Origin of the sequence: Lentilactobacillus parafarraginis DSM 18390 = JCM 14109, assembly GCF_001435895.1 — a bacterium.
Lineage (GTDB): Bacteria > Bacillota > Bacilli > Lactobacillales > Lactobacillaceae > Lentilactobacillus > Lentilactobacillus parafarraginis.
Window position 1 is genome coordinate 1 of the sequence record NZ_AZFZ01000030.1, and the last position, 18,954, is coordinate 18,954.

Annotated in this window: 16 protein-coding genes; 3 read left to right on the top strand and 13 right to left on the bottom strand. The window is 46.0% G+C overall.

Annotated features, from left to right (window positions below):
- Positions 1 to 115: 115 nt before the first annotated feature.
- From gntK to FD47_RS08045, 5 genes are all read right to left on the bottom strand, one after another.
- Positions 116 to 1,654, bottom strand: a complete 1,539-nt coding sequence (gene gntK, locus FD47_RS08025) for a gluconokinase (RefSeq protein ID WP_056980450.1) — start codon at positions 1,652 to 1,654, stop codon at positions 116 to 118.
- Between the two features lie 176 nt (positions 1,655 to 1,830).
- Entirely contained in the window at positions 1,831 to 2,823 is a 993-nt protein-coding gene (locus FD47_RS08030; protein WP_054734774.1) for a D-isomer specific 2-hydroxyacid dehydrogenase family protein, read from the bottom strand.
- 86 nt (positions 2,824 to 2,909) lie between these two features.
- Positions 2,910 to 3,794, bottom strand: a complete 885-nt coding sequence (locus FD47_RS08035) for an aldose 1-epimerase family protein (protein WP_056980452.1) — start codon at positions 3,792 to 3,794, stop codon at positions 2,910 to 2,912.
- 11 nt (positions 3,795 to 3,805) lie between these two features.
- Positions 3,806 to 5,230, bottom strand: coding sequence for a glucuronate isomerase (gene uxaC / locus FD47_RS08040; protein WP_056980454.1), 1,425 nt, complete (start codon positions 5,228 to 5,230; stop codon positions 3,806 to 3,808).
- Positions 5,231 to 5,244: 14 nt separating this feature from the next.
- Positions 5,245 to 6,870, bottom strand: coding sequence for a mannitol dehydrogenase family protein (locus tag FD47_RS08045; protein WP_056980456.1), 1,626 nt, complete (start codon positions 6,868 to 6,870; stop codon positions 5,245 to 5,247).
- Positions 6,871 to 7,071: 201 nt separating this feature from the next.
- Here FD47_RS08045 and FD47_RS08050 point away from each other — a divergent pair, with 201 nt between their 5' ends.
- Entirely contained in the window at positions 7,072 to 7,764 is a 693-nt protein-coding gene (locus FD47_RS08050) for a GntR family transcriptional regulator (protein ID WP_008212695.1), read from the top strand.
- 73 nt (positions 7,765 to 7,837) lie between these two features.
- Here the strand turns inward: FD47_RS08050 and FD47_RS08055 are convergent, their stop codons facing one another.
- The 6 genes from FD47_RS08055 to FD47_RS16095 all read right to left on the bottom strand — a co-directional run bounded on the left by FD47_RS08055 (position 7,838) and on the right by FD47_RS16095 (position 12,658).
- Entirely contained in the window at positions 7,838 to 8,263 is a 426-nt protein-coding gene (locus FD47_RS08055; protein ID WP_138468012.1) for a hypothetical protein, read from the bottom strand.
- 27 nt (positions 8,264 to 8,290) lie between these two features.
- Positions 8,291 to 8,665: a DUF1129 domain-containing protein gene (locus tag FD47_RS08060; RefSeq protein WP_054734780.1), complete on the bottom strand. Its 375-nt coding sequence runs from the start codon at positions 8,663 to 8,665 to the stop codon at positions 8,291 to 8,293.
- Positions 8,655 to 9,005, bottom strand: coding sequence for a PadR family transcriptional regulator (locus tag FD47_RS08065; protein WP_082402625.1), 351 nt, complete (start codon positions 9,003 to 9,005; stop codon positions 8,655 to 8,657). Before FD47_RS08065 ends, FD47_RS08060 begins: the two co-directional genes overlap by 11 nt.
- A gap of 133 nt (positions 9,006 to 9,138) precedes the next feature.
- Positions 9,139 to 10,812, bottom strand: a complete 1,674-nt coding sequence (locus FD47_RS08070) for a glycoside hydrolase family 13 protein (RefSeq protein WP_054734783.1) — start codon at positions 10,810 to 10,812, stop codon at positions 9,139 to 9,141.
- A gap of 21 nt (positions 10,813 to 10,833) precedes the next feature.
- Complete coding sequence (locus FD47_RS08075) at positions 10,834 to 12,246, bottom strand: SLC45 family MFS transporter (RefSeq protein WP_171035050.1); 1,413 nt, start codon at positions 12,244 to 12,246, stop codon at positions 10,834 to 10,836.
- A gap of 289 nt (positions 12,247 to 12,535) precedes the next feature.
- Positions 12,536 to 12,658, bottom strand: a complete 123-nt coding sequence (locus FD47_RS16095; RefSeq protein WP_008212690.1) for a hypothetical protein — start codon at positions 12,656 to 12,658, stop codon at positions 12,536 to 12,538.
- Positions 12,659 to 12,924: 266 nt separating this feature from the next.
- Here FD47_RS16095 and FD47_RS08080 point away from each other — a divergent pair, with 266 nt between their 5' ends.
- On the top strand, positions 12,925 to 13,806 hold the full coding sequence (locus tag FD47_RS08080) for a peptidylprolyl isomerase (RefSeq protein ID WP_056980458.1): 882 nt from the start codon (positions 12,925 to 12,927) through the stop codon (positions 13,804 to 13,806).
- 88 nt (positions 13,807 to 13,894) lie between these two features.
- Here FD47_RS08080 and gnd read toward each other — a convergent pair whose 3' ends face one another.
- Both gnd and FD47_RS08090 read right to left on the bottom strand, forming a co-directional pair.
- Positions 13,895 to 14,794: a phosphogluconate dehydrogenase (NAD(+)-dependent, decarboxylating) gene (gnd, locus tag FD47_RS08085; protein WP_054734786.1), complete on the bottom strand. Its 900-nt coding sequence runs from the start codon at positions 14,792 to 14,794 to the stop codon at positions 13,895 to 13,897.
- A 239-nt stretch (positions 14,795 to 15,033) separates the two neighbouring features.
- A complete protein-coding gene (locus FD47_RS08090; RefSeq protein WP_056980460.1) occupies positions 15,034 to 17,622 on the bottom strand; it encodes a YfhO family protein in 2,589 nt (862 codons plus the stop codon).
- Between the two features lie 409 nt (positions 17,623 to 18,031).
- On the opposite strand from FD47_RS08090, the gene FD47_RS08095 reads away from it, so the two are divergent.
- Entirely contained in the window at positions 18,032 to 18,937 is a 906-nt protein-coding gene (locus tag FD47_RS08095; protein WP_008212686.1) for a GH25 family lysozyme, read from the top strand.
- The last annotated feature ends 17 nt before the right edge of the window (positions 18,938 to 18,954 follow it).

The window sequence follows — 18,954 nt, forward strand, 5'->3', positions numbered from 1 at the left end:
GTAGTGTTGCACTTAATTTGACAATTCAAGAATAAAAAATCCGGTCCACAGCCCAACAATCATGCGCGTTCAGCACCCACTTGTCATGGTTATGGATCGGATTTCAATTTGCTATTTATTTGCCATCTGTAAACTCACGCTGATAATCCGCAATATCCTTATATTCAGTCGAGAAATCCCGGCTGAGACGGATATAAATTGGAATCAACTTCCGGTAACGAGCAAACGTCTCTTCATTTGGTTGGTAACGGTTCTCCTTGCCAAGGTACTTCTTGATATCGGCAAGGTTATCTTCCATCCCCAGAGCCATCTTCGCTAAGAACATGGCAGCCAAACTGCCGCTTTCATAGGATTCAGGAATGATGATATCATTTTCAAAAATGTCGGCCATCATCTGCGTCCAAAGTTGTGAGCGGGCAAATCCGCCGGCCGCAAGCACGGCCTTTGGTTCACCGGAAACTTCTTTGAGCGCAAGCGAAACGGAATACAAGTTATACATAATGCCTTCCATGACCGCCCGGATCATATGGGCCCGGGTGTGCTTCCGGTTCAAGCCGAAGAACGAGCCACGGGCGTTGGCATCCCACAGCGGTGCCCGTTCGCCACCCAAATATGGGTGGAAGATTAGGCCATCGGAGCCGGCCGGCACGGTTGCCGCAATTCGCGATAGCATGTCATACGAATCGATATCCAGTAATTTGGCGGCTTCCTGTTCGGCCCCAAATAGTGAATCGTGGGCCCAGTTCAAAATGATTCCGCCGTTATTGATTGGCCCGCCGACCAAGTACTTACCCTTCATAATTGGGTAGCAATACAGCCGCGCCTTGGGGTCAATGACCGGCTTGTCGACAAAGGTCCGGATGGCAGCCGAAGTTCCAATATTAATGGCCAAAACGCCGGTGTCAATCGCGCCAACCCCAATCGTTGACAGGGCGCCATCAGTTGCCCCCATGACGAAGTAGACATCTTCATCAACACCCATGACCTTGGCGTATTCTGGGTGAATTCCCTGAAATTTATCGGTTGTATCAACCAGTTCAGGTAATTGAGACGGCTTAACGCCAGTCTCCTTCAGCGCTTCATCATCCCACTGAACGGATTTCATGTTGAGTAGTCCAGTGGCGGCAGCCATCGAAACTTCTTCCTTGAGCACGCCCGTATACCGCCAAATAATATATTCCTTGATGCCAACCCAGTAGGCAGCCTTCTTGAATAAATCGGGTTTCTCATTCTTCAACCAGAGGAGCTTGTAGAACGGCCCCATCGGGTGAATCGGCAGCCCGGTGCGTTTGTAAAATTCTAGGCCGCGGCCATTTTGCTTATATTTAGCGGCGTAGCGTTCCGCCCGGTTATCGGCCCAAGTCATGGTCCGCATTAATGGCTTGTGGTTTTCGTCCAGCGCAATCAAACTGTGCTGCTGAGCTGACCACGAAATTGCAACCACTTTGCCGTCCAAATCAGATTTTGAAACGACTTCCTGCATGGCAGAGAGCGTGGCGTTAAAGATTTCATCCGGATCCTCTTCAGCCATGTCAGGGGTGTCCTGGTAAAGGGTGTAGCCTTTATTTGCTTTTGCGTATATTTTACCGTCGGTGTCGTACAGCAGCGCTTTGGTGCTGGTCGTCCCAACGTCAATTCCGATAATATAGTCCATTATTAGATCTCCATTCCTCGAATAACTAGTATACCAGAATCATAAATCAGATATATTAGTTTGTCAATAGCGCTTTCATTTGCACTATATCAGTATTTACCACCGATTTGAATAAAAAAGAACTACGTATCCGGTATAATCCCGACACGCAGTTCTTCTTACCAGAATCCTATTAATTAGTCATCTAATGTGTGGGTCAGTTCACGAACTGGTCGCTTACCTGCCACAATCTTCTTAACATCGTCAACACACTTCTCGCCCATGCCATGCAAGCATTCGTAAGTATAAGCGGAAGTATGGGGAGTCAGCTGAATCCGATCGTTCTTCAGGAATGGATGGTTGGCCTTAACTGGTTCAACTTCCATTGCGTCTGAAGCATATCCTGACAACTGACCGCTTTCGATCGCATCACTGATGGCATCTTCAACGACCAGCGCGCCCCGGGCGTTGTTACAAATGTAAGCGCCCTTCTTAAGATGTTTCAAGGCGTCAGCGTTGATCATGTGAAGGCTTGAATCGTCCAACGAAGCATTCAGGGAGATGTAATCACAGCGTGACAGTAATGTATCCAAATCAACGCGTTCAACATTGTTGTTGGTAAACCATTCTGGTTCAACGGCTGGATGCGGATCATTGACAAGAACCGGACCACCAAAGACACTGAACAATTCAGCAACTCGGCTCCCGATGTTACCACAACCGATAACGCCAAAGGTCTTGCCACTAAACTGGTTGCCCATGAACTGAGCGCGGTCTTGGTAACGGCCGGCCCGTTCACGTTCTGATGAAGGAACCACGCGCCGAACGAGGGCCATTAAGTTGGCCAATTCGTTTTCGGCAACGGAGTTTCGTTCAACCTTTTGGGGAACGATCGCAACTTGGGTGCCGTGCTTCTTGGCTTCTTCAATGTCAACGTTGTTAAAGCCGATTCCGTGACGAGAGATTAACAGGGTTTCGTCCTTGTTATCAAAGAAATCCTTGTTAAAGAATGGGGTCACACTTGCGATGATGATGTTAAAACCATGCAACTTTTCAGCTAATGATTTGCCATCAATATCAGTTGGAAGCATGAACCGCTTAACGGTCCCGATCTTCTCTAATTCCTGCCAGTGTTCTGTAAATACTTGTCCGAAACTGCTTGAGTTAACAACTACGATGTTATATGCCATCAGAAATGCTCCTTCGAAAATTTATTATCGTGCTTATACTGGTATACTAGTTCATCCAAACGAGATTGTCAAAACGTTTTTCAAATCTACTTCACACTAATTTGAACGTTATAACTCGAAGTCAAACCGGCACCGGTGTGATGGTTGCCTTCTTTATCAGCCAATTCAACCAGGTCCCCATGAACATCGGGAAGCCCGTTGAACGGTTCAATGCACAGGAACGGCGCGTTGGCCCCCTCCTTTGTCCAAAGGGTGACGTGATCAAAATCAGCAACGTTAACTGTCACTGAATGTGACGTGTCAGTTTCTGAATACAGTTTTACCGTCTTAATACCGGTATTTTTAATAATAAGAAGGCCCTTTTCAAACATCTGGTGGTCTAATTTAACAATCCCGTCACTAAAGTTCGGCAAAGGTGTTACCTTGCCAGACCGGTACGGATTGGGGGTCTTCACAATTTCGTAAGTGTCGAGTGACTTTTCGGCAGGTTCAATGGCCAGCCGATAATCGTCAAAATCCCCTTCACCGGCAATTGGCACATTAAATGCCGGATGGTAGCCGAGTGAGTAGGAAAGGTCTTCGTCCCCGTTATTCTTCACGTCAAAGTGCACGTTTAACCCCGTTTCACTGAGGCTAAAGGTCACCTTCAGCGTAAAATCAAACGGATAAAACTTCCTCGTGTCAGCATTTGCCTTCAGCTGGAAGACCACTTTGTCGGCTTGCTTATCAACGACCTCAAAGTCCGAATCACCCGCAAAACCGTGCTGGGGCATCTCGTACTTTTTGCCGTTGATCAAATAAGCGTCGTCATTGGAACGACCAATTGCCGGAAACAGGATTGGCGCGTGCTTTGGCCACAGATCATTATTCCAAATGTAGTCAAAGTTGGCATTCGTATCAACCAAATGCGTCAGTTGAGCACCGTGTTCGTCGATTTCAGCGGAAAGATGGCCACTTTTAATGGTTTGCATTTGTCGGCCTCCTAGTCTTTGTCAAAGAACCCAAACTGGTCGTGGGCGTTATTGTAGGAAATATCTTCAACAATTTTGCCCAGATAGTCTTCGTCATCAGGCACCTGGCCGCGGGCTTCCCATTCGCCAATCACGTTGCAGAGTACGCGTCTGAAGTACTCGTGACGTGGATAGGACAAGAAGCTGCGTGAATCGGTCAGCATCCCCACAAAGTTAGGCAAGAGGCTCTGTTCGGCCATAATGGTCAACTGGCGCTTCATGCCGTCAAAGGTGTCATTGAACCACCAAGCAGCGCCTAATTGAATCTTTTGAACGCCATCTTGTTGGAAGTCACCCATTCCAGTTGCCAATTGCATCCAGTCATTTGGATTCAATGAGTAAAGGATCATCCGTGGCAGCTCATCATGGGTCTGCATTTCAATCAATAGTTTCATGAATTCTTGGGCAAGATCCGGTTGGGTTCCCATGGAATCGAAACCACCATCGGGGCCGTACTGCTTGAACATTGGCTTATTGGCGTTCCGGGTTGCGTTCATGTGGAACTGCATCGTCCAGCCAAATTCCTTGTTCAATTTCATCAGCGCTTCAACCAGCATCGTCTGGTACTTATCAACGTCGGTATCACTCAAAGGCTGATTACTGCGGGCTTTTTCGATGATTGCGTCCATTTCGCCTTCAGTTGCGGGAACGTAATGGAAGAAGTTCAACCCGTGGTCGGACAGCTTGCCGCCAAGACTGCGGAAGTATTCGAACCGTTGCTTGAGAGCAGCGACTAATGTCTTAAATGATGTAATTTTAACGTCGGAAACGTCTGCTAACTGGCCCAGATACTCGTCATAAGTGTCTGCTTGCAAGTTGAACGCCTTGTCAGGCCGCATGGCGGGTAAGACCTTGAAGCCGTTTTGATCCTCTTCCTTCTTCAGAAGCTTGTGATACTTCAGATCAGAAGCGGGATCATCCGTCGTGCAGACAACCTTAACGTCGGAGTTTCTAATCAAACTCCGCGGCTTAAAGTCGTCGGTCTTAAGCAATTCGTTGGCCTTTTTCCAAATAGCTGGCGCGCTCTTGCGATTGAAAACGTCGTTGATACCAAAGAATCGGCGTAACTCCAAATGGGTCCACTCGTACAATGGGTTTCCAATCGCCTTTTCAATGGTGCCGGCCCAGGCCATGAACTTGTCATAGTCATCGCCATCCCCCGTAATCAGCTTTTCAGGAACGCCGTTAGCCCGCATCAAACGCCACTTGTAGTGATCACCAAAGCCATTTTGATAAATCCAAATGTCAGTGATGTTGTCATAGTTCTTGTTTTCATAAATTTCCTTTGGATCCAGATGACAATGGAAATCAATGATCGGCATTTTAGATGCGTGGTCGTGGAACAACTTCTTGGCCATTGGGGTCGTTAACAAAAAATCATCATTTAATAAAGTCACTTTTAAAATCTCCCTTAATCAACGTTTTTTGCGAACTTGGAAAGTGTGTCTTCAAGGGTCTTGCGAACCGCACCCTTGCCACTAATTTGTGATGTGAAGTAGGCTTCAACCTTGTCACCCAAACCAACTTCGTAAAGGTTGTGGCCAAAGATTGACTTGTTTGCCAAAATATCTTTCAAGTGAGCATGAACATCGGTCTTTTCGCCGAGCTTAATGTCGCTCACCTTTGGTTGAAGTTCACTTAACAATGGATCTGGACTTGGCGTAAATGCCTTGCCCTGGTCATCGATGGCCATCAGGTAACGGCACCAAGTAGCTAATACCAACGGAATGAAGTTCAAATCAGCTGGGTTGCGTTTAGGATCATCAACGTAATGTTGAATAGTAACGCCATAACGAACGGCCAACTTCTGTGAGGTATCCGAAGCAATTCGCTGTGGCATATCAGGAATGTATGGGTTTGGTAGGCGTTTGTTAACCAACTGGTCAATAAATTCCTTCGGGTTGATAACCTTAGGGTCGGTGACAACTGGTAAGCCTTCAACGTAACCAATTTGCTTGATTAGGTTCAGCATATCAGGATCGCTGACTTCTTTTGCGATGGAATTAAATCCGAGCAGGCTCCCGTTAACAGCCAAGGCCGTGTGTAGTGGGTTCAGGCAGGTCGTTACTTTCATTTCGTCGGCATCGTTAACCGTATCGCGATCGGTTAAGATCACGCCGGCCTTTTCCATTGCTGGGCGACCATTTGGAAAGTCGTCTTCAACAACCAAGTAGTGAACCTCTTCGGTGTTGGTAAATGCGGCGATGTTGGTATGTGCCGGTGTATGGGTGATTTGGTAATCCTCAAAGCCATCCTTTTTCAGCTGTTCGGAAACCGTATCCGATGGATTTGGTGTGATTCGGTCGATCATTGATAGTGGGAAGCTGACCGTCTTATCATCCTTCAAATAATCCACAAATTCGTTTGGAACCAAGCCATTATCAGCCCAGCCCTGCGCGATGGTCAGCACGCTCTTTTGAAGGCGCTCGCCATTTTGTGAGAAGTTATCGGTACTCAATAAAGCCATTGGGTACTTGCCGGCCTTGAAGCGACCAAACATGAGGGCCGTTAAGCTTGCCATGTTGTTCTTAGGAGCTTCGGGACCATTCTTAATGTCATCCTGAATGGCTGGCAGTAAGTTGCCATTTGAGTCCCACAGGTTATAACCCTTTTCAGTAATTGAGAAGGTTGCCAATTGAAGGGCTGGGTTTTCGAAGATTTTGAATAGTTTATCCCAGCCATCCTTATTGCTTTGATCAAAGAACAAAGCGTCAGCAACGGAGGCAAATAATTCTTTTTCGAATTTGCCGTCTTCATGGGTGATCACCCGAAGAATCCGGTCATTATATTGCTTGTAAACACTTGCGACAACATCAGGATCATGGGTTTCAGCAACGACAACCCCGGCGTCCAGGTCGCCTGATTCCAACAATCGATCCGCAATTGCGGCGTGGAATGCGCGGAACAGGTTACCGCCGCCAAAGTGTACCCAGCGAGTTGCGCCGGTCTTTTGCTTAATATCGTAACTTGGGACTTTAATGCCGGCATCCGTGAACGCCTGCTTATCTGTTAAATAGTTATCGGTAATTTTTACCATGAATAAATCCTCCTAAGGTCTTTTGGGATCAGTATGTCAACAACGGATTTTAGAACTGATACATTAGTGCACTGTATCCGTTTTCAATATCATTATATTCTGATATATCAGATTGTCAATACCCGTTATTTTTCAACGAATCTCGTTAACTTTTACACAGGTTTATGATAATATTAGTTCGTATATACAAAGGAGCACACGATGATGGATAACATGCGAAGCGATGCCTATAACGAAATTAAATATAAGATCATCCATTTTGACTACATCCCCGGGCAAAAAATTTCCGAAAAAACTATCTCCCAAGAGTTAGACCTGGGCCGAACCCCGGTTAGGGAAGCAATTATTCGAATCGAACGGGAAGGTTTAATCGAAGTAATCCCTCAGAGTGGGACCTACATCACCCGAATTGATATGGCAGATGCCAAAGATGCCCGCTTTGTTCGGAGTCACATCGAACCCAGCATCATGGTTGACGCCGCAATTAAGATGACGCCTGAAGCTAAGCAAGCTCTCGAAGATAACTTACGATCGCAAGCTAAAACCGCCATGAATAATGAGCCGGATAACTTCTTTGACCTTGATCAGGACTTTCACCACGAATTTTATAAAGTTGTCAACAAGGACACCGTTTGGAACTGGCTGCAGATTAATAACACCCAGCTTAATCGGTTTCGCCGGCTGCGTTTAAAAGAAAGCGAGCTTAATTGGAGCACGCTGCTCGATCAGCACCAGCAGATATACAACGCCGTTTTAGATCAGGACATTGATAATTTGAATTTTCTGGTCACCCAGCATTTGCACTTGATGTTGCTGGAAAAACAGAAAGTCCTGGACGCCTATCCGGATTACTTCAAGAATTATCAGGAAGAAGATACCAAGACGACCGAATAATGTACCTCTTACGGAGGGCATGACAAATAAAGAAACTGGTTGATTCCCACAATGTGAGATTCAACCAGTTTCTTTATTTGTCATGCTTCTTTAGCCAGTAATACGTGCCAAGCCCGCTTCCAAGCAGGACGAGAATCAGCAATGGAATCAATACCCAGGGGGCGACGGATTTGGATAGAATCGGTCTGGTGACGAATTCGCCAATCACCGGCAGTCGGCTCACGATCCCGATAACGGCATCGATGGATACGAAAATGTAAAGAATTGTCCAGGGCATCCGGTGTTTAAATACCTTAAAGAACAGATAGCTGGTGATTGAAAAGAGCAGCAAAATGAGGCCGATACCAGCTGTGGGACTTAATATGAAACTCAACGGCGTTTTAATGAATACCCCACCAACCACAATTCCAGTGAAAGCGACGAATACCGCAATGCCCACAATAACTTTGACGACCGTTTTTTGATAAACTGTCCGGCTAATCACCCACATAATTACCATGACAAATACAAAGGCAAACGCCGCCAGTTAAATGATATTGCCAAAATCAACCGGGACTCCCGGAACTGCAAGTGTCGGCAGTAAGAAGAAAAGCACGTATCCCAAAACAACCGTCATCGCAAGCTTCAAGTTCTCCGAGAGGCTCCGAGGTAGTTCCCTCACAATTTCATCAGCGGATTCTTTTGGATTTTTACCGAAATATTCCTCAGCTGACTGGCCATGGCCTTGGGCCTCTAACACATCATTCAGAATATCCAGCAAAATCGTTTCCACATCAACCTCCCGCTTAAAGAGGGCTGTCGTTCGGACGTACACCATGAGGTCTTCATAATAGGTGCGATTCTGAGGCGTCAATTTTTCGCGGCGCCGGTTATTTTCTTCCGTCAACTGATCAATAGTCATCGTCAATTCTCCTCTCAGCTATCAGCTGGTTAACCCCATCGGCAAGCTGGCGCCACTGCGTCATAAAATTTTTCATTTCCTGGATTCCCGCCGCCGTCAAATAATAGTACTTTCGTTTTGGCCCCTCTTTGGAATCCTGCATCCGTCCTTCAACTAACTTCTTTTTTTCCATATTCATCAGTAATGGATAAATCGTCCCTTTAGGAACATCGGCAAACCCAAATTCAGCCAGTTTCTGACTAATTGAATAGCCGTACATTGGTGCCTCATTCAGCATAATCAGCAGACATCCCTGCAAAATGCCTTTCAACATCTGACTTGAAATATCTTGTTTTGCCAACTTAACACTTCCCTACTAGTATGCATTGCCTACTAGTAGGATACTAAAGTGCCACTAGTTTGTAAAGCAAAATAGTAAAAACCGTCCAGTCATCAGCAATTGATGATTGGACGGTTCATAGTTGATTTATCGGTTACTCTTTAAAAACATACACTTTACTTTCATAGGGCCGCAGTTCAGTCCCTAGATCGTCATCGTAGTTACTCAATATCAATTTGGCAGTTGGGTGGCCCTGATCGTAGTCGCGAGTCACCGTTTGATCAGTGAAGTTACTGATCACTAACAATGTCTGATCCTGATAGTGGCGGCGATAGGCAAATACGTCGGTGTCCTCGGGATCAATTTCATCATAATTTCCAAATTTAACTAAATCAGAATCATGGCGTAATTGAATCAACTTTTGATAGTGATAGAAGACTGATTGCGAATCATCAACCGCCTTCTCAGCGTTAATCTCCGGATAATTGGGATTGACCGCGAACCACGGCTGAACTTTGGAAAAACCGGCATTCTTGCTTGCATCCCACTGCATCGGCGTTCGAGCGTTATCGCGGGACATGTGGGCCAAATACTTCAGCATCGTCTGACCATCGACAACCTTTTGCTCGTCAACTAACTCATGATACGAGTTGATTGCCTCAAGATCTTCATACTGATCTAACCGGGTGTAGTGCACGTTGGTCATGCCAAGTTCTTCACCTTCGTAAACGAACGGGGTGCCCTGCATCATATGAAGCGTGGTTCCCAGCATCTTCGCCGCGCGAACCCGGTACTTCGGATCGTCAGTCGCAAACCGGGAAACGGCGCGGGGCTGATCGTGATTATTCCAGTAAAGGCTATTCCAGCCCCTGCCATCGAGGGCCTTCTGCCATCGTGACAGCGCCCGTTTCAATTGTGGCAGCTCAACTGGCTGATCATTCCATTTGCCCAGGCGGGGATCGGGATTGGCGGCAACGGTGACATGTTCAAATTGGAAGACCATATTGAGTTCATGCTTATCCAATCCGGTGTAGTTAATCGCATCCTCGGGTTTTGAACTCGGCATCTCACCGACCGTCATGATGTCGTAATGGGAAAGCACCTTGTCGTTCATTTCGCGAAGATAGTCGTCTAACTTGGGGCCGTCCGCAACGAGGGCTTCAGTTAGCCCGTAGGTGGCAGGTTCCGGTGCGTCCGGCAAGCCAGCCGGCTTAGAAATGAGGTTAATCACGTCCATCCGGAAGCCATCGACGCCCTTGTCCAACCAGAAACGCATGATGTTCCAAACCGATTCGCGAACGGCGGGGTTCTCCCAGTTTAAGTCGGGTTGTCCCGGGGCAAATAGGTGTAGGTAATACTGACCGCGTTCCGGGACAAAGGTCCAAGCAGAGCCGCCAAAGGCCGCGTGCCAGTTGTTGGGCTCATGACCATCAACCGGATCCCGCCAGATGTAGTAGTCACTGTATTTACCGTCCTTTGACCGCTTACTTTCCTGGAACCAGCGGTGCTGATCGGACGTGTGATTAACAACCAGATCCATCAACAGCTTCATCCCGTGCTTATGAATTTGAGATAGCAATTTATCAAATTCAGCCATCGATCCATAAACCGGCTGGATCTGCTCGTAGTCACTAATGTCATAGCCGTTATCCTTATTGGGTGATTTGTAGATTGGGTTGAGCCACAAAACATCAACGCCTAGCTTCTGCAGGTAGGGTAATCGTTGCTCGATACCGGGCAAATCCCCGATCCCGTCGTTGTTGCTATCTTGAAAGCTCATTGGGTAAATTTGGTAAATAACCGCGTTTTGCCACCATTTGTGTGCCATTTCTAATCAGTCCTCCATTGTTTAATTTGTTGATTTTTCAGTTTTTGCTGAGTATGCGGGGTGAATAATGCCAACCGCAATCGCCCCAATAAACATCATAATCCCAGCGATCACGATCATGCCAGGCATTGACTTGCCGATGAGCGGAAAAATCGCGAAACTGGCAACCGACGCGATGATCTGAGGCAAACAGATGCCACAGTTGAAAAGTCCCAGGTAAGCGCCTTCGTTTTGACCATTCAGCGATTCCGTGAACAGTGACAGGGCCTCGGTCTGCATTGTCAGATAACTAATCCCAATCAGGGCAAACGGCAGAATCAGCAGCATCTGGGAATGAACGAAGAAGACCCAGATAAAGCCGGTACCACCCATTATAAGGCCAATTCTAAACCAAAGTTTACGCTGCTGCGGCTTGGTGTGAGATAAAACCAGAAAGCCCCAGGCAACCGCGGCTAATGATTCAACACAGGTCATAATGCCAAACCAGTTGCCGGCAGCCTGATACCCGGCGGAAGCAGGATTACTGGTGTTCCAAACGTTCTTGGCAATGGCCCCGGTCCCGTATGTCCAGAGGTACTGGAAGGCAAACCAGTCAAAAAGTTGAACGAACGAGACTTCCCAGAACGAGCGCGGGGCCTTCTTAACGAGTGCCCATAGGCTGGGCTGCTTTTTCTTCTTGTCTTCGTCAGAAATTCCGTGGTACCGTGCGTAAGTCAGTGGATCGTATTCGTGGACCGAAAAAATCGTGTAGGCAGAAGTTGCCAGCAGCACGCCGGCGCCAATGTAAAAGGCCAGCTTAACGGACAGCGGAACCTCACCCTTTGGCGCAACGTTAGAGACCCCTATCCAGGTTAACAGGAATGGGAAGATTGTCGCAAGGACGCCACCCAAATTGGAAAATGACTGTTGCCACGACCAGGCCTTATCCTTTTGATCCTCATTAACCATGTCCCCAATAATCATCTTAAAGGGCTGCATGCAAACGTTTGAGGACAAATCCATAAATAAAATGGTAATTGCGCCAAACATCAAAGCTGCCAGTGAAGCATAGCCAAACCCAAATGAGCCGGCGTTTGGTAGCAGAATCATTACTAGCGCCGCAATTGGCGCGCCAATCATCAAGTATGGCATTCGCCGGCCGAACCGGTTCCAAGTCATATCTGAATACTTACCAATTAATGGCTGTACCACCATTCCCGCTAACGGCGGGAGAATAAAGAAGAAGCCTAGCTTGGTTGGATCCGCTCCGATGGTCTGAAAAATCCGGCCCATCTGTGAAGATTGAAGTGAAAACGCCATGTTGACGCCGAAAAAGCCAAACGTCATTGCAAAAATTGTACTGAGTTTTAAAGTTGGTAATCCATGATGCACCTTTTCCGATGTGGTCGTATCCGCATTATCGGTCATCTCACCAACGTGTTCTTTTGCGATCATGTTACATTCCTCCTCTAATAATTGACGATTCGAAGCAACTTGGCCAATTCACGATTGCTGGAAACGTTTACATTGATGATAATATCACCTTTGGCAACCGCTTGCAATGCTTTTATATCAGTGACACAAACGTTTGTGTTTTAGTAAAAATTTACTTACCTTTGAAACCGCTGATAACGGCCTCATGTCACCGACAATCAATCTTTTAATTCTGGATTAAAAAATGACCGCTAAGAAATTGGCTTTCTTTAGCGATCATTGATTCTCTGATAGTCTTCTCTGCACATCCTTATACAGCGGTCGAAAACAGATCATAGTCAACTGGTGCCAACTTTACGTGAAGATAAAGTGCCAAAATGATCCCTGCGATCACCATCAAAATAAAAATGAGCAGAATCCGAAAATCATCCATCCAAACACCCCTCATCCCAAACTAGTGACTTCTGGGTACCTAGTAGGTTATAAAACATATTTGAACAAGTAAACCGTTTAATTTAACATTTTATGTTATTTTAAGTTAACTTACGATTCGTTTATGATCTTAACTTTATAATAAGATATTTATAATTATTAATTAATATCACTTATTTAGGCATAAATATAGTGCGCCTATCATGATATTATGTGAGCACCGTTTCATTTTCAACGGTCATTATTTTGGGATAGGAGTTGTTTTTCATGAAGAAATGGTTAGTTGGGGCTGCCACGTTAGGAATCGGTTTAACATTGGCTGGATGTGGGAGCCAATCAGTTGCCACCATTGACGGAAATAATATTTCAAAGGACGCGTTTTATAGCAGCTTGAAAGCCAACCCGGAAGCCAAGCAGGTTCTGCGGGACATGATTTTGGATAAGGGGTTGGAAACCCAGTACGGGGCAAAGGTATCTACCAGTGAAGTTGACGCCAAATATAACGAATACAAGGCGCAATCCGGTCCATCCTTTTCGGCATTTCTTAAGCAGAATGACCTAAGTGCCGCGCAGTTTAAGGATCGGATTCGGGAAAACTTGTTGATGCAGGCAGCCGTCAGGGCAAATACGCGTTTCACGCCAAAAATGTTACGGGAGCAGTTCAGGGCTTATCAGCCTAAAGTTGTTGTGGACCAAATTCTGGTTTCCAAAGCGGCAACCGCCAAAGAAGTGATCGCCAAGTTGGCCGCTGGTCAGTCATTTGCAACGCTGGCGAAACGCTATTCAACTGACGTTGCCACTAAAAATAAAAGCGGGCGAATCGCCCCATTCGACAATACCAATTCGTCATTGGACCCGGCATTTAAATCCGCGGCTTTCAAGCTTAAATCGGGCGAGTATACGAAAATGCCCGTAAAAACCCAGTACGGCTATGAGGTGATCCAAATGATTCGTCACCCTAAGAGAGGCCGCCTGTCAGACCATGAAAACGAGTTAAAGAATCAGATTGTCACCGCGAGGATGGGCGACAGCAATCAGCTGCAGGCCATTACGAGCAAGGTATTGCGGCATCGCAAAATAACAATCCATGATAAGGGGCTCCAAAGTGCCCTTGGGTCATTAGAACCTCAATCGTCAAAGGATTCATAACGATTATTGGCGCCGCATTATCGATGACGACACTAAAAACGCACGACCACCCGGCCGTGCGTTTGCTTTACTACTATATTAATAGATCTTACTTCTTTTCCATTGCGTGGCCACCAAAGCCATGACGCAATGCTGAAACCACTTTACCAGTGAAGGTATCTTCTTCTTCAGAACGCTGACGCGCGTAAAGCGAATCAGTGATAACTGGAACCGGAATGCCTTGTTTAAGGGCTTCCTGAACGGTCCACTTTCCTTCACCTGATGAGAACATCCGGCCGGTAATTTCATCCAGGTTAGCATCCTTAGCAAATGCTTCCTGGGCCAATTCCATGAGCCAGCCCCGGATAACTGAACCGTTAACCCAAACTTTGGCAACGGCTTCGTTGTCGTAATCAAATGGGCTGTGGTCCAACACATCGTAACCTTCACCGATGGCTTCCATCATCCCGTATTCGATGCCGTTATGAACCATCTTCAAGTAATGGCCGGAACCTGGTTTGCCAGTGTAGAGGTAGCCATCCTTCTGCGAAATGCCATCGAACAATGGCTTGATGCCGTTAAATGCTTCGGCACTTGGGCCACCAATCATGAAGTTACCACCATTTAGGGCACCGTTCTTGCCGCCTGAAGTTCCGCAGTCAAAGAAGTTAACACCTTTTTCTGAAGCTTCCTTGCCATGACGGATTGAATCTTGATAGAAGGAATTCCCACCATCAATCAGGTTGTCGCCCTTTGAAAGCAGGCCGAGTAATTCTTGAACCGTCGAATCAGTTGGCTTGCCGGCTGGAACCATAATCCAAACAGTGCGGGGTGCGCTCAATTTGTTAACAAGATCTTCATTGCTTGAAGCTGGTGTAGCACCAGCCTCCTGTGCCAACTTGACATTATCTTCGTTTAAATCAAATGCAACAACGTCGTTACCGTTACGGATCATATTCTTAACTAGATTAAGGCCCATTTTCCCAAGACCGATCATGCCAATTTGCATAAGTTATCGTACCTCTTTCATCTAATATACTAGTTACTGATTAACCTTTACGAGAACATTATATATTTTGAAAAGAATTTTCGCAAGGGTTTAGGTAAATTATTTTCATTATTTATAAAAATCATGTAAATTTATTTTAAAGCCATCTTAAATATACTGCCATAGACCTATTTGTGCAAGCAAAAAAGAGTTAACAAATACTTCGTTAACTCTTTCACAAAATGAAAATACTTTACATTTTACCGGTGATGCTTGCGCCACACCATCGAAATTCCCAAAAGGACTAGGCCAAAAACACTAATTATCGCACCACTGAGCAAGCCTCTGATGTGGTAGTTAAAGGCTAACCGATGTTTTCCCGGGGTTAATTGAGCGCCGGTTAGGCCACCGGCAACCTTAATCAGTCGGTGTGGGCGACCATCGACGTGCAGCTGCCAGCCCTTATCATACGGAAAGCCCATAAGCAGCGTGCGGTCCTGCTGGTTAACGTTAACCGTTCCCCGAAAATGGGCCCCGTGTTCGTTAATGTCATCAGCAGCCCGCATATTGAACTGATGATCCTTCGATTGGGCCACAACCCGCTCAAATGCCGGTAAGTTAACCCCGGCAGTGACATTGGGCATCGATCCAAGTTTCTTGGTGGATTGCAGATGGACGGTTGTCATTTGGTGCTTTTGCAAATACCCAATTGGAATCATTTCGGTTCCCAGCCCGCTATAGGTTTGCGATAACTTCGCCCCATTCACCCACATGGAAACGTGGTACAGGCGAATCTTAGGCAGGTACAAATAATGCGGCCCGGTCGTGTTTGCCCGCAACTGGAGTTTGTAGTGGTATACGCCGCGGGTCATCCGTTCAGAATATCGGCTTACCGTAGGCGCAATGACATACTGCTGTGAGTTTCCGGCCTCTGCTTGGACCAGGCGATTGAGATTATCAAAGACCTGATTCCGATGAAATTGAACGTGCTGAATTTGATTATTGGTCATGAAGCCCAGCTGAGCGGCGTTCTGCCGTATCGACAGCCGTCTGGTGTGCTTACCAATCATATAGTAGTACTTAATTCCCAGTAGATGATTGGTAATCACCGACCCACCCAGCATATCGATACGGCGAATGTTGCGGCTGGAAAAACCCAGATCCGCCAAAACACTGTGGGTGTGCGAATTAAGCGTTGAACTATAGGAACTAATTCCGTGATTTTTGAACAAAAGCGAGTCATTGTAAGCGCTGTACGGTACCGGATAAATGTTGCGATAAGGGGTATCCAAAATCAACAAGCGGTAAAATTTATCTTTAGTGAAATTCAAACGATCCACCTGTTTAACCGCTTGCTCAGACTGGTTATATCCCCGTTCAAACCGCTGCTGATTGATAAGGGGCGCGTCCATCGTGGCGACAAAAAAGTTCATTAAGAGTTCAAACGTCAAAATGCCTGTCAGAATCACCTTGCTGGAAAGTTCGCGATTGATTAACGAAATAATTGCAATGGTGGTTAGGATGATGAACCCCATCGCCAGAAAATAAATGAAATTATGAACGAAGAGCTGTGGGGTTTTAAACTGGAACGGCCGCATCTTCTCGCTAAAGAGATTTGCCCAGATATAGCCGATACTAATCGCACCGCCCAAAGAAACCGCTGACCAGATCACAACCCGACTGTCAGCAAAGATCCCCTTTAGGTAACCTTCATAGGCAATCATAATTAACGCAAAGCTAAATAAAAACACCATCCGAAACGGGAAGCCCGCTGGTTTTTGAAACATATGCCACATCGTGTTAAGCGGCAATAGCCACATGCCAAAAAAGATACTGCCAAGCAGCACGGCACTGGCCTGTTTATCGCGATTTTTAATGCGTTTCGAAAAGAAGTAGGCAATCCCCATAATGATAAACAACGACCCGGTAAATAAGCTCGGATTATGAACCAGCCGACCAGCAAAGTCATTCCCCCCAAATCCGAGGTTCACGGTGAAGCTGGGGCCAAAGGTACCCTTCACCAGAAAGTTCTTTAAATGAATATCTTTCTTTCCGGTAGCCATCATGGCGATTGCGGTTGGCACCAGGACCACCGCTGCCAGCATTCCTGAGATCAACGAATACCACAAGAAGCGCCCCACGCGCCCCCACTGGGTCTGCATATATTTGTTAAACGCGACGTTCTGTGGTTGGTTTTTCTTAATTAAATAAGCCATGTAAATCAGGCAAAAACCGCAGATGACGTAACCCATATAGTAGTTGGTCACAATCGTAAGCGCTAAGCACAGGACGTACAACGACATTTTGTTTTGGTTATATAATTTTTCAAGCCCATAGACCAGCATCGGCAAGACAATCAACGCGTCCAGCCACATGAGATCGTAGAAGTACATCGACACAAAGCCACACAGCCCATAAGCCAGGCCGCCGCATATGGCCATAAAGTCGTAGCGCCGGTACTTTAGGGTTAGAAAACTGCTCATGGAAATACAGCACAGAATCATCTTTGCCCAAATGATCAGGTCAATGGCAATCGGCAGTTTTGCCGGTGAAAAGAACACGACAATCAAATTAAGCGGGCTCAATAGATAGTACGCGTAAATTGGAATAAGGCTGTCACCGATCGAAATCAGAAATGAATAGCTTGAAAATGACAGATTCAATAATTGACGCCGCAGCTCGGCAAAAAATTGCAGATATTGAGTTGATAAATCGCTAATCAACAGATTTTTAGGTCCAAACGGGGCCACCCCAACAATCATAAATAGTAAGGTCACCGTTAACAGTGGTATGAGAATTAGTAAGACGGCATATAGGCGATGCCGTTTGGTTTGACTCATTGATAACATGATTATTTTCCCCATGATTACGAAAGTATTTGATCAAGCCCTTTTGGTTTCATCCCTCTAAGTATACCGTACCGGTTTCCACAATGATTTGGCGGTCAACATCCTTTAACAACAATTATAGTTTACGGGGAATTGTTACGATTGACCCCGTTGACCTGTAATAATTGACGGCTTTCGGTCTTTTTTTACGTAAAAAGCGCAAAATTTCTCTTAAATTATGAAGCATTATAATTTAATATTTGATGCCGGTTTGCGATTGGTTGCCGTTAGTTCGCGATTTGGCCATACTCCTAAAATGTGAAGAATATGTGAATTTTATGTTTAATCTTTATGAAACAATCCTGAGACCGTTATGTAGCATTCATTTCTTATACTAGTCCTTGTAGTTTCAAACGAGGAGGACTATTGAATGACATTGAATTTTAAAAAAATAGCCGGCCTATTTATGGGGGCCTTGGCCGCATTCACCATCTGCACGAGCGTGAGTGCAAGTAAGACCAAGATTGCCGACGTTTCCCAGTATCAGGGAAATATCAACTGGTCCAAAGCATCAAAAGATCTTAAATACGCCATTATTCGGGTTCAGCACGGTGATACCGGCGACGCGGACTTCCGGATTGATTCCAAACGAAATGTGAATGCCGCCGGCGCCAAAAAATACGGTGTGCCGTTTGGCCAATATGGTTACGCTGAATTCAGCAGCGTCGCCGATGCCAAGAAAGAAGCCAAGGACTTCTACAAGCGCTCAAGTGCCAACGCCCGTTTCTACGTGCTTGATAACGAACACCGTAAAGGCAAGGGTTCTGAGCAGTCTTACGTAAATGCTTGGTTGAGCCAGATGAGAAAGTTAACCAACAAACCGTTAGTTTACTATTCTTATCAAAATTACGTTCACGTTCATAAAATCAACTATTCCAAGTTTGATGGTTCGTGGATTGCGAATTACTCAAGTAAACCGGATGTCTCAGCTGATCTTTGGCAATACACATCAACTGGCCGGGTAAGCGGGATTAGCGGCAACGTCGACCTCAGCAAGGTTCTTGACAGCAGTACCGTGAACTCATGGTTCAAGGCAACGTCAGCTGACGCCGCTAAGCCAACCTACTTTACCAGCACGCCTGCTGATAAGAAGGTCGTCACGACCCGAAGCATTTACGAATATAACGATGCCAACTTTAAGAGTCGAATTAAAAAATTAACGGCGGGCACCAAGCTCACCGTCAGCAGCGTCACCCGGGCAACCAGCGGCGCCTATCGATTTAAACTTTCAAACGGAAATTACATTACCGCCAACAAAGCGTATGTATCTAACTAACGAAAACTAGTCAAACA

What these genes read in the sequence shown, in the direction of transcription:
- gntK (WP_056980450.1), bottom strand. Translation starts at nt 1,654, where the DNA reads ATGGACTATATTATCGGAATTGACGTTGGGACGACCAGCACCAAAGCG.
- FD47_RS08030 (WP_054734774.1), bottom strand. Translation starts at nt 2,823, where the DNA reads ATGGCATATAACATCGTAGTTGTTAACTCAAGCAGTTTCGGACAAGTA.
- FD47_RS08035 (WP_056980452.1), bottom strand. Translation starts at nt 3,794, where the DNA reads ATGCAAACCATTAAAAGTGGCCATCTTTCCGCTGAAATCGACGAACAC.
- FD47_RS08045 (WP_056980456.1), bottom strand. Translation starts at nt 6,870, where the DNA reads ATGGTAAAAATTACCGATAACTATTTAACAGATAAGCAGGCGTTCACG.
- FD47_RS08050 (WP_008212695.1), top strand. Translation starts at nt 7,072, where the DNA reads ATGATGGATAACATGCGAAGCGATGCCTATAACGAAATTAAATATAAG.
- FD47_RS08055 (WP_138468012.1), bottom strand. Translation starts at nt 8,263, where the DNA reads ATGGTAATTATGTGGGTGATTAGCCGGACAGTTTATCAAAAAACGGTC.
- FD47_RS08060 (WP_054734780.1), bottom strand. Translation starts at nt 8,665, where the DNA reads ATGACTATTGATCAGTTGACGGAAGAAAATAACCGGCGCCGCGAAAAA.
- FD47_RS08070 (WP_054734783.1), bottom strand. Translation starts at nt 10,812, where the DNA reads ATGGCACACAAATGGTGGCAAAACGCGGTTATTTACCAAATTTACCCA.
- FD47_RS08075 (WP_171035050.1), bottom strand. Translation starts at nt 12,246, where the DNA reads ATGATCGCAAAAGAACACGTTGGTGAGATGACCGATAATGCGGATACG.
- FD47_RS16095 (WP_008212690.1), bottom strand. Translation starts at nt 12,658, where the DNA reads ATGGATGATTTTCGGATTCTGCTCATTTTTATTTTGATGGTGATCGCA.
- FD47_RS08080 (WP_056980458.1), top strand. Translation starts at nt 12,925, where the DNA reads ATGAAGAAATGGTTAGTTGGGGCTGCCACGTTAGGAATCGGTTTAACA.
- gnd (WP_054734786.1), bottom strand. Translation starts at nt 14,794, where the DNA reads ATGCAAATTGGCATGATCGGTCTTGGGAAAATGGGCCTTAATCTAGTT.
- FD47_RS08090 (WP_056980460.1), bottom strand. Translation starts at nt 17,622, where the DNA reads ATGTTATCAATGAGTCAAACCAAACGGCATCGCCTATATGCCGTCTTA.
- FD47_RS08095 (WP_008212686.1), top strand. Translation starts at nt 18,032, where the DNA reads ATGACATTGAATTTTAAAAAAATAGCCGGCCTATTTATGGGGGCCTTG.